This is a genomic window from Arthrobacter ginsengisoli, assembly GCF_031456935.1.
Classification (GTDB): Bacteria; Actinomycetota; Actinomycetes; order Actinomycetales; family Micrococcaceae; genus Arthrobacter; species Arthrobacter ginsengisoli.
On record NZ_JAVDVQ010000044.1, the window covers coordinates 1 to 12835 of the forward strand.

At 68.2% G+C, this 12835-nt stretch carries 15 protein-coding genes; 7 read left to right on the plus strand and 8 right to left on the minus strand.

What is annotated here, in order from left to right; all coding sequences use genetic code 11:
- Positions 1–138: 138 nt before the first annotated feature.
- Positions 139–540: a VOC family protein gene (locus J2X01_RS21415; protein ID WP_024365337.1), complete on the minus strand. Its 402-nt coding sequence runs from the start codon at positions 538–540 to the stop codon at positions 139–141.
- Between the two features lie 10 nt (positions 541–550).
- Entirely contained in the window at positions 551–988 is a 438-nt protein-coding gene (locus J2X01_RS21420; protein WP_310062407.1) for a helix-turn-helix transcriptional regulator, read from the minus strand.
- 270 nt (positions 989–1258) lie between these two features.
- Here J2X01_RS21420 and J2X01_RS21425 point away from each other — a divergent pair, with 270 nt between their 5' ends.
- Positions 1259–1462 (plus strand): cold-shock protein, encoded by a 204-nt coding sequence (locus tag J2X01_RS21425; protein ID WP_024365339.1) that lies wholly within the window; start codon positions 1259–1261, stop codon positions 1460–1462.
- Between the two features lie 109 nt (positions 1463–1571).
- Here J2X01_RS21425 and J2X01_RS21430 read toward each other — a convergent pair whose 3' ends face one another.
- The 3 genes from J2X01_RS21430 to J2X01_RS21440 form a co-directional block, all read right to left on the minus strand.
- Positions 1572–1784 carry a hypothetical protein gene (locus tag J2X01_RS21430; protein ID WP_310062410.1) on the minus strand — a complete coding sequence of 71 codons (213 nt, stop codon included), beginning with the start codon at positions 1782–1784 and terminating at the stop codon, positions 1572–1574.
- A complete protein-coding gene (locus J2X01_RS21435; protein ID WP_310062412.1) occupies positions 1744–1932 on the minus strand; it encodes a hypothetical protein in 189 nt (62 codons plus the stop codon). Before J2X01_RS21435 ends, J2X01_RS21430 begins: the two co-directional genes overlap by 41 nt.
- A 118-nt stretch (positions 1933–2050) precedes the next feature.
- The gene (locus J2X01_RS21440) at positions 2051–3850 is read right to left on the minus strand and encodes an AfsR/SARP family transcriptional regulator (RefSeq protein WP_310062415.1); all 1800 of its coding nucleotides are present in this window, start codon (positions 3848–3850) and stop codon (positions 2051–2053) included.
- A gap of 116 nt (positions 3851–3966) precedes the next feature.
- Between J2X01_RS21440 and J2X01_RS21445 the strand changes: the two genes are divergently transcribed.
- A complete protein-coding gene (locus J2X01_RS21445) occupies positions 3967–4161 on the plus strand; it encodes a hypothetical protein (RefSeq protein ID WP_310062418.1) in 195 nt (64 codons plus the stop codon).
- A 71-nt stretch (positions 4162–4232) separates the two neighbouring features.
- On the opposite strand, the gene J2X01_RS21450 is transcribed toward J2X01_RS21445, so the two are convergent.
- The 3 genes from J2X01_RS21450 to J2X01_RS21460 are packed head-to-tail and all read right to left on the minus strand — an operon-like array spanning position 4233 to position 6522.
- On the minus strand, positions 4233–5558 hold the full coding sequence (locus J2X01_RS21450; RefSeq protein ID WP_310062421.1) for a flavin-containing monooxygenase: 1326 nt from the start codon (positions 5556–5558) through the stop codon (positions 4233–4235).
- A complete protein-coding gene (locus tag J2X01_RS21455; protein ID WP_310062423.1) occupies positions 5542–6321 on the minus strand; it encodes an alpha/beta fold hydrolase in 780 nt (259 codons plus the stop codon). The genes J2X01_RS21450 and J2X01_RS21455 overlap by 17 nt, the downstream gene beginning before the upstream one ends.
- Before the next feature lie 33 nt (positions 6322–6354).
- The gene (locus J2X01_RS21460; RefSeq protein ID WP_310062425.1) at positions 6355–6522 is read right to left on the minus strand and encodes a PspC domain-containing protein; all 168 of its coding nucleotides are present in this window, start codon (positions 6520–6522) and stop codon (positions 6355–6357) included.
- Positions 6523–6667: 145 nt separating this feature from the next.
- On the opposite strand from J2X01_RS21460, the gene J2X01_RS21465 reads away from it, so the two are divergent.
- The 5 genes from J2X01_RS21465 (at position 6668) to J2X01_RS21485 (ending at position 12531) form a co-directional block, all read left to right on the plus strand.
- On the plus strand, positions 6668–8539 hold the full coding sequence (locus J2X01_RS21465) for an ATP-binding protein (RefSeq protein WP_310062429.1): 1872 nt from the start codon (positions 6668–6670) through the stop codon (positions 8537–8539).
- Positions 8470–9537: a helix-turn-helix transcriptional regulator gene (locus J2X01_RS21470; RefSeq protein ID WP_310062432.1), complete on the plus strand. Its 1068-nt coding sequence runs from the start codon at positions 8470–8472 to the stop codon at positions 9535–9537. Before J2X01_RS21465 ends, J2X01_RS21470 begins: the two co-directional genes overlap by 70 nt.
- Positions 9538–9663: 126 nt before the next feature.
- Positions 9664–10479, plus strand: coding sequence for a PEP/pyruvate-binding domain-containing protein (locus tag J2X01_RS21475; protein WP_310062435.1), 816 nt, complete (start codon positions 9664–9666; stop codon positions 10477–10479).
- Between the two features lie 55 nt (positions 10480–10534).
- Entirely contained in the window at positions 10535–12001 is a 1467-nt protein-coding gene (locus J2X01_RS21480) for a PEP-utilizing enzyme (protein ID WP_310062438.1), read from the plus strand.
- 44 nt (positions 12002–12045) lie between these two features.
- Positions 12046–12531 carry a hypothetical protein gene (locus J2X01_RS21485; RefSeq protein WP_310062441.1) on the plus strand — a complete coding sequence of 162 codons (486 nt, stop codon included), beginning with the start codon at positions 12046–12048 and terminating at the stop codon, positions 12529–12531.
- Positions 12532–12835: the final 304 nt, after the last annotated feature.

A 12835-nucleotide genomic window follows, 5' to 3' on the forward strand; every position in this document is an offset into this window, starting at 1 on the left:
GCCTGAAAGAACCATAGAGACACGGCGTTGACAGGCGACCACGGCACCATTTTCAGCCCGGAACGGGCGTCCGACAAGGACATATTGGCTAGCGCGGTTTCATGCGCCGGGTCGGCGTCGTTCGCGCCTTCGTGCCCGTCAGGCCTGGTTGAAGCGGACCATGTTGCCGGACGGGTCGCGGAAGGCGCAGTCGCGCGGGCCCCAGGGCTGGACGATGGGTTCCTGGAGGACCTCTGCACCGGAGGCCCGGACCGCCTCAAACGTGGCGTCCAGGTCGTCCGTGCGGAACACGAGGATAGGCAGGGCGCCCTTGACGAGCAGCTGCTGGAGGGCGTCGCCGTCGTCCTGGGAACGGCCGGCGTGCGGGACGGACAGCACCAGCTCCAGATCCGGCTGGGCCGCGCTGCCGAGCGTGACCCAGCGCTGCCCGTCCGAGCCGACGTCGTTGCGGACTTCCAGGCCGAGCACGTCCCGGTAAAACGCGAGCGACTCGTCGAGGTCATTGACGGTGATTTGTGAGTACTGCAGTGAAATGTTCATGTCATCCACGCTATGGCAGCGGGCGCGGGGGCGCTTCTTCAATCCTGCTCGGCTTGCGGGCGGGCCGAGTGCGCAGCCGGGCGATGCACGGCGGCATGGCCTTGACCGCGTGGTGCTGCCGCGAGCGGTACTCGCTGGGCGGCATGCCGACGATCTCGGTGAACCGCGAGCTGAACGATCCCAGCGACGTACAGCCCACCTCCATGCACGCATCCGTCACGCTGGAACCGGCCCGCAGCAACGCCATGGCCCGTTCGATCCGCCGCGTCATGAGGTAGTTGTAGGGCGTCTCGCCGTAGGCCGCTTTGAACTGGCGGGAGAAGTGCGCCGGGGACATCAGGGCACCGGCGGCCATGGTGGGCACATCGAGCGGCCGGGCGTAGTCGCGGTCGATCAGGTCCCGGGCCCGGCGCAGGTGCGCCAGGTTGGCCAGCTCCTGTGGTGTCATGCCGCCATTCTAGATCCGCTGACGTCCCAGTGGAGGGGCCCAAATAGGGGTGGCGGGGGACCCCAGCGTCGTCCCGCGAAAACCGTTTGGTAATCCGCCCCGGAAATCTCCTGTAGTGTTGATCCTGTTGTTGTGTTTATGCAGTTCGTAGTTCAGGCAGTACGCAAGGTTGAAAGACCTTGTTCTTCTGAAGCAGCGGTTTTGAGCACCCCACACCGGAGGACCCGAAAGTCGGGACTTTTCCTCCACCTTCACGAAGGACAAAAAATAATGGCTACTGGTACCGTCAAATGGTTTAACGCTGAAAAGGGCTTCGGCTTCATTTCCCCCGATGACTCCTCACAGGACGTCTTCGCACACTACTCCGCGATCGCCTCTTCCGGCTTCCGCTCCCTCGAAGAGAACCAGAAGGTCTCCTTCGAAACCGAGCAGGGCCCCAAGGGTCCCCAGGCCGTAAACATCCAGGCTCTCTAAGACTTAGCTTCCAGCTAACTCTTCTGAGTCCGGAACCTTACAGGTTTCGAGCAGGGTCCGTCTTTGACGGGCCCTGCTTTTGTTTAACCCGGGTGTGCTTCAGCCGGCGCTAAGCCACACCGCCGGCGTCGGTGTATTCGAAGAACACTTCGGCCGGGAAAGGGCCCTGCAGCATTTCCGCCGTCAGCCCGTGCACGCTTTCCAGATGCTCCCGGAACCAGACGTCGAAGGGGTCCTCCGACGTCGCGATGGTCTGGAACGCTTTCGCGAGGTCCTCGGCCTCATGGAACAGGCAGACGAAATCCCCCTGCGGCGTGTGCATCAAGGCTGGCGACCTCCCGGGCCACGCCCGCCCGCTTATAGGATCGGACCAGCTCCGCCCGGCGCGGGCCCTTAACCTCCTGCTCCATCGCCTTCCACTCCTCCAGTTTCCCGGGCAGGATCGGCGTGAACCACGTGATGCTTTCCATGACAACGTTCCTTCCACACAGCAGGGAGCACGGTGGTAATCCCATCGGTACAGCTGCATGGTAGTCCCGCGGTCGACGGCGGGACAGGGCTTCCGGAATCGCCGGCGGACCCGCTCAACTAACCGTGCCGCGTGGCCAGGAACGCGGTCAGCGCCGGGTTGTCGATCTCCTTCGCCAGCCAGGGCACGGCTTTGGCGGCGGCCTCGTCCCCCAGCACCGCCCGGTGCGACTGCGCCCGGACCCCGAACTCCCGCATGCCGCTGCGGCTGGCCAGCGCGGCCAGCCGGTCCACAAACTGTGTTGCCCGCGGCGAGCCCGTGGCGATGGTGACTTCCGCCGCGACATCCAGCAGCCGGGCCGTGTACCAGAGGTACCACGGCTTGGGTTCAAGGCCCCGGTCGATCCAGTGCTCGGCGGCGGCCAGGTCGCCGTGCGCCAGGAACAGCCGGGCCTCGGCACCGGCGGCCAGGGCCATGTAGCAGTGGTCACCGGCGAGATCGGCCATCACCCAGGACCGGTCAATCAGGTCCGCCGCCGCGTCCAGCCGGCCCGCGGCCAGGTACGTTTCGCCCCGGACACCGGAGACAAAGGGCTCGAACGCCGTCCAGTGTTCTTCCGCCACCCAGTCCAGGGCCCGGTCCAGGGCCGCGGCGGCCAGTTCCAGGTCTCCGCGCAGCAGGTGCACCCGGCCCAGCAGCGCCTCACTGAACGCCTGCTGCCGCCGGTTCCGGACCTCCTTGGCGAGCCGTCCGGATTCCATGAAGGCCGTTACCGCGTCGCCGTAGTGCGCGGTGTCCGAGGCCAGCATGCCCTGGATCGCGAGGATCCGGGCCTGCTCGTCGGGGATTCCGCGGGCTGCCTGCCTCGCCCGGTCCAGCCAGCCGGCCGCGCGGTCCGGGACACCACGCTGCACGGAGAGGTAGCCCAGCTCGCGGAAGGCGGCAGCGGCGGTCCGGGAGACGCCGTCGGGCGCTTCCGCCGAGAGCGCACGGTGCAGGAAATCGGCGACCTCGGCGCCGCGCCCGCCGGCCTGGTGGATCAGCGCCCCGGCGAGGGTCACCAGCGACTCGGCCACGAGGTGCCGGTCGGCGGTGTGCTGGGCCAGGACGACGGCAAGCCGCAGCTGGTCCAGGCCCCGGTCCACGGCGCCCGCCGAGAGGGAGGCGCTGCCGGCGTCGAGATAGGACCGGACGGTGGACGCGGTGGCGGGGATCTCGGGGTCGGCGGCCGGAGCCGAGTCGGACAGCGCCCGCCGGACTTCCGCCGGCAGCGGCAGGCCCAGCTCACGGTGGTAGAGGTCCGCGCATTTGGTGACCTCCTCCCGGGCCCGCCGGTGCTCGCCGAGGGCCACCAGCGCTTTCACCAGGACGGCCGTGCAGTCCGCGTGGAAGGGATCCCGGCGCAGTGCCAGCCTGGCGAGCTCGACGGCGTCGTCGGGGGCGCCCGAGGCCAGGGCGGCCAGCGACGCTTCGTACAGCAGCGACTGGACGCAGTTCTCGAGCCGGTACCGCTGGTCCGCCAGCCAGGAGTCAAAGACGGGGCTGTCCGCAAAGGAGAGCCCTTCCAGCAGCTGGCCGTCGAACCGCCGCGGGTCCAGGTCGTGGCCGTTGGCGGAGCCGACCAGCTCCAGGGCATCACAGCGCCAAGGCGGCAGGAGCGCCACCCGCAGCGGGTCACCGGAGATCGAAACACCGTCCAGGGTCCGGCGCAGCTCGGACAGGTTCCAGCGCAGCGCGCCCAGCGGATCCGCGGCGTCCGGGAACAGCAGGGTGGCGGTCCGGGACCGGCTGATGCCGTCCGGCTGCAGGGCAAGGTAGGCCAGCACAGCCCAGGCTTTGCGGCCCTTGGGCTGTGCGGGAGTGACGCCAGGGGACTCGATCTTTGGCGGACCGAGGAGCCGGATCCACGTCTCGGCCATGGGAGTAATTTTACGCCGGAGGCATTGGCGGCGTCGCGGGGGATTCACACGTTTGCTCACACGGCGGCTGACGACACTGGAGTCATCCAATCCGCACTCCACCCGAGGAATCAAAAATGGAACTGCTTGTAGTCCTGCTGTTCGGTCTCGTGATCGTCGCCGGCACCGCCACGGTCCGTGCCGTACTCAAGGACGGCCACGGCCACCTGCCGCAGGTGCGCTCGTACGCACCATGGATGGCCGGGAACCTGCCCAGCGAACCCTACGCTTCGTCCCGCGCCTGGTACGTAGCGGGGTCGCAGGCCCAGTAATTGCTGACTCCTGATTTCATCCAGCCCAGTCGCCGGTGCGGCGAACTTCTTCGGGGCGGTGGGCCAACAGCTCACCGCCCCGCAATGTGCCCGGCCAGATACGCCGCGTCGCGGCCCACGCCGGCGACGATGGCCGACCAGTGCCCGGTGAGCCACGGCAGCCCCACCACGAACAGCCCCGGGTGTTCCGTGACCCCGCGGCGGTGGCGGGGGTAGTTCCACTCGTCCAGGACCGGGATGTCCAGGAAGCCGAAGTCCAGCCGGTAGCCGGTGGCCCAGATGACCGCCGTGATGTTCTCCGCGCCGAGGTTCAGCCGGGGCGGTTCTGACGGCAGCCAATCGTCCACCCGCGGCGGGCCCGCCGCCGGGGCAGGGATCCCCGCCGCGGCAATGTAGGCATCAAACATCGGCTGCAGGCGCTGGCCGAACCCGGCCTCGACCAGGGCCAGGCGCGCCGGGAGGTCGTCGCTGAAGACGAGCCCGCCGTCGTCGGCCGCTTCCAGGTGGCCGTGCAGCCGGACGCCGCGCCGGCCGAGACCCCGAAGGTGGATATCGTGCCCGCCGTCCGCCCCGGAGAGCAGCGGGTTGCACATGAACCGCGCCGCGGGGGAGGGCAGCTGCTCCACGGTGAGGCCGTTCAGCCCGTACTCCGGGCCGTGCAGGCCGATCTCCAGCATCCAGTGGATGGCGTCCCGTCCGCGGTACCGTCGCGGCGCCTCCGGGCAGGCGGACACGGCCAAGTGGACCTCGCGGCCGGCCGCCAGCAGCTCCTCGGCGATCTGCCCGCCGGACTGGCCGGTCCCCACGACCAGGACGGCGCCATCCGGCAGCCGGGCCGGGTTGCGGTAGTCATTGGCGTGCAGCTGCAGGACGTTCCCCGGCAGCCGTGCGGACAGCGCGGGAATTTTCGGTTGCTGGTAGGCGCCGGTGGCCAGCACCACGTTGCGCGCGCGCCAGGTGCCCCGGGTAGTCTCCAGCCGGAAGCCGCCGTCCTGCGCCGGCGCGATGCGCGTGACCTCCGTGCCGGTGTGGACGGGCGCGCCGATGCTTTCGCCGTAGTGCCGGAAGTAGTCGATGAGGTCATCCCGCGGCATAAACGCGTCCGGTTCCGGGCCGGCGTAGGGCATCCCCGGCAACTGCAGGGAGAAGTTCGGGGTGTTGAGGCAGAACCCGTCCCACCGGTCGTGCCAGGCCCCGCCGAGGGTTTGGCGGCGTTCCAGCAGCTGGTGCTCGACGCCGGCCTGGTTCAGCCAGTAGCTCATGGCCAGGCCCGCCTGGCCGGCGCCGACCACGAGGGTGTGCACGTCGCGGGGGGCGGCGTCCCCGTGCTCGCTCCCGGGCACCTCGCCCGGCACCGCGCCCGGCGTTCCGGGCAGGGGCTCAGGTGATGGTGGCATGGTGGCGGCTTTCTGCGCGGTCCCAGTGCTCCCGCAACAGCTGGCCGAGGCGTTCCGGCTCAATCCGGTGCGGGGGATCGAAATGGTGGCGCCCTTTGAACACTTCGAGCCGGAAGTCGGGGAAGACCGCGGACAGGCGCTCGGCAATATCACCGAACAGGTCCGGGTTGCTCAGGCCGCCCTGGACAAACAGGACCGGAGCGTCGAAAGCAGCCAGCCGGCCGCGGTCCAGGTCGTAGCTCCGGAAAGTGCGCAGGAAGGCCGCGATGCCGGCCGGGCGTTTGGCCATCCACGGCGGAGGGGCGCCCGGCGCCGGCGGCGGAAGGACGACGCCGGGCTTGACCTGCAGCCGCTGAAAATCCTGCATGAACTGTCCGGGAGGCAGGGTTTCCAGCCGGTCGAAGGCCTTCCACAGCTCGGCGTGGGCCGGGCTCCAGTCCCACGTTCCGGCCCAGGCGGGCTCAAGCAGGGCCAGGCTCAGCAGGCGCTGCGGGTGTTTCGCGGCGACTGCCAGTGCCGCCGCGCCGCCGCCCGAATACCCGGCCAGATGGAAAGACTCCCAGCCCTGGGCGTCGGCTTCGCGCAGGACGCCCTCAATCTCGGTATCCAGGCTCCAGCCTGGCGGCGGCTCGTCGTCCGCATAGAGGTCCAGGTCCTTGGCGATCGCCTGCACGTCCGGTCCGAGGGCCTCGATCAGCGCGCCGTACGCCAACTGCGCGGGAAGAACAGCCCCCGGAAGAAGCACCACCCGAATCGGTTCCATGGAAAGACGATACGCGCGGCCGGCGTCCGCCAGCTACCGGGCTTTGGGGATGAGGATCCACAGCGCGATGTAGACGAGCTCACCTACGCCGAACAGGCCAAAGAACACGAAGCCGAGGCGGACCAGCGTCACGGAGATGCCGAAGCGGTTTGCAATGGCTGCGCAGACGCCCGCGACGATCTTGCGGTTCCGTGGCCTCATCAGAGATCGTTCCATCCAGCCAAGGTAGCAGTGCTACCCCGGCATGAGAACAGTCCGCAGGAGCGGATTCCGGAGGGGACCGCCGTCGGAAGTCACCTAAGCGTTCCGATGGACCCGCCATCCGGGCGGTGGCATGCTGGCTCCCATGGACGTTTCCGGAGGAACGTGGCGGCATGCTCTGGACGGCATGTCCCGGCTGGCGATGCTGGGGCGCGACGCCGAGCTCGAGCTGCTGGAGGCGGCGCTGCGCGGAACGGTCACGACGTCGGCCCTGGTCACCGGGGAACCTGGCATCGGAAAGACGCGGCTGTGCCTGGAGGTCCTGCGCCGGGCAGAGGAATTGCGTTGCATAGTTCTTGCGGGAGCGGGGTCACCTGCCACCCAGGGCCTGGCCCTGGCGTCGATGGCCGAGGCGTTGGGGCGCTTCCTGGACTCGGTGTCCGCGGCAGGCCGCGCCGAGCTGGATGGCTTGGACGATCTGGGCCTGTTCCTTACCCGGCAGTCCTTTCCTGAGCACCACGGCGTGGCCGCCGCACTGGACTGGACGAGGCTCTTTGACGCCGTCGCGCGGCTGCTGGAGCGGGCGGCGGGGTCCCGGCCGTTGGTGATGTTCGTCGACAACCTGCAGTGGGCCGACCGGAGGACACTGCAGCTGCTGGACTTTCTGGGACGCCGTCTGGCCGGTACCAGCGTGCTCATCCTCCTGGCCGGTCGGCCCGAAAGTGCGTTTCCTCCCATCCCCGGTGCGGTCAGTCCGACCCGATTGGACCTCAGGCTTGGCCGGCTGAGCGTCGAGGCGGTGCTCAGCCTTGCGCGGGATCAGGGACGAAGCTCCCCGGCCGCCGATTCCGAACTGGTCCGAAGAGTGGCCGGCCTGCCGGCGTACCTGGCCGCGCTCCTGGAAAGCGGGGCCGATACCGCCGACGGCTGGACGTCGTGCCCCGCCGTCCCGCCGGGCATCGCGGACTATGCGCACGGCCGGATCTGCCGGCTCACGCCCACCGACCGGAGTCTGGTGGACACCCTCGCGCTGGCAGGGACAGCGCTGTCCTTTGACGTGCTGACCCGTTGCCCGGGTCTGGATCCCGACGGCTGTGCCGCGTCTCTGCGCCGGCTCGTGGACCAGGCATTGATCGTGCGCGGGGTGGGCCCAGAGGGCGAGGTCTTTGAGCTGGCCCATCCGATGTACGCCGAGGCCGTGGACGAAATCTTGCTCGGCTACGACCGTCGGCGGATCCACGCCAAGCTGGCCACAGCGCTGCACGACGCCGGGGTCGAGGATGCCCAACTGCTGGGCCGGCACTACCTGGTGGCGGACGGCTTCGTGGACGGGCAGCGCCGCGCCGAGGCACTGGCGGCCGCTGCCGAGCAGGCAGCGGCGAGCCACGCCGATGACGCCGTCGTCGGTTTCCTGGAACCTCTGCTCGAATCCGGCGGAGGATACTTGACTCCCCAGCTGCACATGGCCGCGTTGAAGACCCTGGGTGTTTCCCACCTGCGGCTGGGGTCTGCAGAACTCGCCAGGGATCTTTGGAGCCGGGGCCTGCAGCTGGCAATGCAAGAACAGGACACACCCGCTGGTGACCTCTTTCGCGACCAGCTCATGATGCTGGACTGGGAACGCGGCCACCATCAGGCTGCTTCTGCGGAAGCGGATCGGAGGAAAGCTTCAGCGGCCCAGCTCGTGGACTTGGCCGCTGAAAACGCCGTCCATGACCTGCTCGCCTCAGCCCATTCCGGCGACGCCGCGCAGATGCTCAGGGCGGGCAACGTGGCGTGCGGATACTCCTCGGACGTGGGCAGCGCCGCCGTGGCGTGCGTGCCCTGGGCGAGCACATGGTGGCAATGTGCGGTCACGATGTCGTCGCCTCGTATTCCCATGCCAAACAGGCGGTGGCGTATGCCGATGCCAGCAACCGCCCCTTCCTGGCGATGTCCAGCCGTCGGGTGCTGTCGCGCGCAGCGGTTCTGGCGGGGGATCTTCCGGAGGCCCTTGGGCTTGCGCGTTGGCATCTGAACTCCGCCGCCGAAACGGGCAGGCCGGTCGAGGAGAGTGTTGCGCGCTCGTGGCTGGCAACGCTCAATTACTTCACCGGCGATCTCCGGGCAGCGATGGGGCAAGCCAAGGCTGCGACGGCTGCTGCCCGCCATGGCGATTCCGACAGGATCGTGGCCGGCGCTTCATTGATGGAGGCTGTGCTCAGCGGCGAACAGGGGAACTTGCGCGCCTCGAAAGGCCTCCTGGCCGAGGCGGTTCGACTGCATCCCGCTGTATCGGATGACTACTCCTTCGTCGCAGGCCTTGCAGTGGCCCGGTCCATCCTGGCGTTGGCGGCGGGCCATCCGGGCGAGGTTTCCGACCCGGATCCGGGGCGGTTCAACGTGTATCCGCCGATCCTGTGCGCTCACTCCCTGTATGCGGGCCTTGCCGGCCTCGCCTTGGGTGCTCCCGAGCGCGCGGTCCGTCAGGCGGGGTACCTCCGAACCTTCGGTCCCGAAAGCCCGCCGCTGCAGGCCACCGCGCTGCGGCTGGACGGCCTGGCAGCAGCTGCCGTCGGCAAGGAGGGGGCCGCAGGGATGCTCCTGAGCGCCGCACGGCTCTTCGACACGCTGGGAATCAAACACCTGGCCGCCCAGGCATGGCTGGAGTGGGCGGAGGTGGCCTCACTCTCCGGCGGGGACGACGTCCGGCCGGCCTTGCACAACTCGCTGGCGTTCTTTGATGAGCAAGGTATGTCCCGATGGGCCGACCGAAGCCGGCGGCTGGCGCGCCGGCTGGGCATGCGCCCGCCACGCCGCCGTCCCGTTGGTTCCCCCCTGACCGGGCGTGAACAGGAAGTGGCGCGCCTGGTCTCCGAGGGGCTGCCGAACGGGGAGATTGCCGCCAGGCTCTTCCTGAGTGAACGGACGGTGGAGACCCACATGCGAAACATCTACGCAAACCTTGGCGTTTCCACGCGGTTGGAAATTGCCCGCTGGATCCAGGCAAAGGCGGCTGCTCCTCCCGGCTCGTGAACGGTACAGGGAACGGACCGGGGACGGACCGGCACGCCGCGGCTACGTGCAGAACGGCTAAGCGTCACGAAACCTCAGTGCAGGTGGGTATGCCCCCGAGGCACCACGCAGGCGGAGGATCAAGGCATGGCAACCGTTGAGAAGCTCGAGAACCTGGACTCATCTGACTGCACCCGTTGGGGGACCAAGGCCGCGGCCTTGGCGCGTCTGGTGCGGAGGGGCTACAACATCCCCTCCGCGGTGGTGCTCGAGGCCTTACCGCACGAACTCACCGAGGAGGACTTCCGCAACATCGCGCTGACGGCGGCCATCCTCGGTGCGGGGCCGCTGGCCGTTCGTTCCTCCAGTGCCAACGAGGATCGTCCTGAATCGGCAGCCGCCGGCCGGTACCTCACCACCCTGCACGTCCTGGGCGACGAAAACCTGCGGGCCGCCGTGTCAGCGTGCCGGATGTCCGCTGACGGTTTCCCCATGGCGGTGATCATCCAGAAACAGGTACCGGCCACTGCCGCCGGCGTCGCCTTCAGCGTCAATCCCGTGACCGGAGATCCAGGCCAGGCTCTCGTCAGTGCGGTGCAGGGGCTGGGGGACAAGCTCGTCTCGGGCGAAGCCACCCCGGAGGAGTGGACGGTGACAGCGGACCCCGTGCGGACAACGAGCGGAGCCGTGCCCGTGCTCAGCCCGGCTCAGGCGCAGCGGGTGGCGTCGCTGGCGCGCCAGACCGCACGGGAGTTCGAAGCGCCGCAGGATATCGAATGGGCGCTGGACGAGGACGATTTGTTCCTGCTCCAGGCCAGGCCCGTCACGGCCCTGGTCCGGCCCGTGCCGCTCCCGGTCAGCGTCCCGTCAGGCTACTGGCACCGCGAATCCGTTCACTGGCCGCTCCCGCGAACCCCCATGACGCGTCACGGATTCGAACCAGGCGCTGGAACGCCTCAGTGAAAAATTCGGCCTTCTTGCCACCAGCCGGGTCGAGGAGATCGGGGGCTGGGCCTACATGGCGATGCTCCCTCCCGGAGGAACCCCGCGCGGCCGGGCAGGCCATGTGCGTCCGCCGGCCTGGCTCCTTCCGGTTCTGCTGCAACTCAATCCGCGGGCCAGGCGGCGCCTCCGCGCCGCGCAACGGGCCAGCAAGGAAGACCTGCCCTACCAGACCGTCAACCGCTGGTACTCGGAATATCTGCCCGCCCAGCGGGCACGCCTGGACGAATTCAAGAAGGTCGACGTGGCCGCACTGGACCCGGAAAGCCTCGCGGATCATCTGCGGCGCTGCAAGCGGCTCCTCCAGCAGTCTGCCGAGATTCACTACGAAGTGGTGATCCCGCCCCTGTTTTCAACCGCCGAACTGGCCAAGTTTTGCAGGAAGGAACTGGGCTGGACCTTCGAACGAGTCTTGGGCCTGCTGGCGGGGACTTCGAACGTCTCCTCCGAACCGGCCCGTGAGCTGGCCCGCATCGCCGGCGACGGCGACCCCAGCCGCCTGCGGGACAGACTGGATCAGTACCGGCAGGACTTCGGCCTCAGATCCCTTTCCGCGGAACTGTCGGACCCCACGCTGGCGGAACGTCCGCAACTGCTGGAACTTCAGCTGCGTGCCTTGAACCATTCCGCTTTGGCCCGGGAGAAATCGGAGCTCACTGACCGCCGCCATGATCTGGCACGTGAGGCGCGACGCCGCCTGATGGGGAGGAAACTCACGGAGTTCGACAGACTGCTCGGCCGTGCTCTTCGGGCCTATCCACTCAGGGACGACAACTCGTTCTTCACCTTCGATTCCCCGTTCGCCTTCATGCGCTACGCCGTGCTCGAGGCCGGACACCGGATGGTGAAGTCCGGAACAATCCTGGCGCTGGACGACGTCTTCTACTGCGAAGTGGACGAGGTTATCGCATGGCTCGACACGGGCGGAATGGCCGGCGGCGGCGGGCCGGGACCCAGCAAGCTGATGCCCCTGGTCCGGCGCCGCCCGGGTGAACGGACCTGGTCGCTCGCCAACCCGGGGCCGGCCACCTATGGGGCGAAGCCGGGGAAGCCACCGTCGCTGCGCTGGCTTCCCCGGGGTCCCCGCGCCTTTATGGAGTGCGTCTCGTTTGCCATGGAGCATGTGCTGGCCGAAACGATGAGCGAACGCACCGTGCCCGGCGATGCCGCGAGGCTGACCGGGGTCGCCGCCTCCGCAGGAACGTATTCCGGGCCTGTGAAAGTCATCCTCAGCGAGTCCGCTTTTGGCCGGATCCAGCGCGGGGACGTGCTGGTGTGCCCCTCCACCAGGCCGTCCTGGTCGGTGGTCTTCCCCTCGCTCGGGGCCATCATCACCGACTCCGGCGGCGCACTGTCCCACCCGGCCATCATCGCCCGGGAACACCGGATCCCGGCCGTCGTCGCCACCGGCTGCGCAACGTCACTGCTGCAGGACGGACAACGAGTAACAGTCGACGGCGCCGCCGGAACCGTCACGTTTTGACCCTTTAGGTTTCCAGCAGCCACTAAGAGGAAGGAAGAATCGTCATGACCGAACAAACTGAGACGCGTCAGCGGCTCTCAGACAGCATCGAACAGCGGCAGCTGTCCATCCGGGCATTTCTGGGGCGCGCCCGCCCGCACCGGAACCGGCTGGTCACCATTAGCGTCGTGGGAAGCGCGCTGGCCGCCTCGCTCACAGCGGGGCCCGCACTTGGCGGTACCAAGTTCACGACGGCAGTCCAGGGCATCTTTTCGCTGGAAGAGAGCTCTGCCGTGTGGCGGGTGCTTTGCCTGGCAGCCGTCCTGCTCTCCCTCGCGGCCGCGCTGGCGACGAACCTCTCGAATTCGCACTCCGTGGCTGACCGGGTCAGCGCCGCCGAGGCCTGCATGGCGCAATTGGAGGGACTGCGGATGGCCTTGGAGTTCGGCCATCTGGGTACCGATGATGCGGTGCAGCTCTACCAGCAATACGTAGCGCACATCGGGTTCGTGGACCGCCTTACCGGAAGCCGACACCGCACCCCGGGGTAGGAGCCGTACGCCCTGCGTGGAGGTGACGCGCTGCACAGAGCACGCCCGTAGTCCCCGGCCGGCGATGTGGGGACAGCCCGACGCCGGAAATCCGCGCCACTGCGGCGATTTCAGCCCCCAGGGGCCGTCCTGGGGGCTGATTTGTGTGGGGTCCAAGTGGCGTGTACAGTTATTCGAGTCGCCGCCGCTGAGTGGCGGCCGACCCCAACAAAAAACGAGAAGCAATTCTCCTGCTGCTGTCGGCTCTCCGGAGCGCGGTGCGGATATGAAAATTTGCTTCACTTTTTTGCTGGGTTCATTTGTT